At 74.2% G+C, this 387-nt stretch carries 1 protein-coding gene; it reads right to left on the bottom strand.

The window, feature by feature from the left end; genetic code table 11:
* Positions 1 to 387: hypothetical protein (locus VR45_RS37415; protein ID WP_045944403.1), on the bottom strand; the 387-nt coding region annotated here is incomplete at both ends.

The following is a 387-nucleotide window of genomic DNA, read 5'->3' as shown; positions in this document are numbered from 1 at the left end:
CGGCGAACCGCATCGGGGTGTCGTCCGGGGTGACGCCGGCGTCCATGTCGACGCGCGCCCGGCCCTGGGCGGCCACGGCGCCGGCCATCAGTCCGGCGTCGGTGTACACGGCGCGGGGGCGGATCTCCTGGGAGGCGACCACGAGGTCGCCGTTCTCGTCGACCGACTCCTCGTAGAGGCGCCGCTCGCGGTACTCGTCGGGCAGGCCGAAGAGGTGGCCGACCTCGTGGGCGAGGACGGTGCTCTCCGTGTGCAGCCCCCAGAGGTCGCTGTGCTCGCGGACGGTCCCGTCCTCGACCCGGATCAGGTGGTGCGCCGCGTCGGGGTCGTCGACGAACTCCAGCCGCACCACCAGGACGTCGCCCTCGGGCAGCCGGTGGCCGGTGT

The sequence above is a fragment of the Streptomyces sp. NRRL S-495 genome, assembly GCF_000966955.1.
In the GTDB taxonomy this organism is placed as follows: Bacteria; Actinomycetota; Actinomycetes; order Streptomycetales; family Streptomycetaceae; genus Kitasatospora; species Kitasatospora purpeofusca.
The sequence above is the reverse complement of the archived record's forward strand: the minus strand, read 5'-3'. Positions and strand labels throughout refer to the sequence as shown.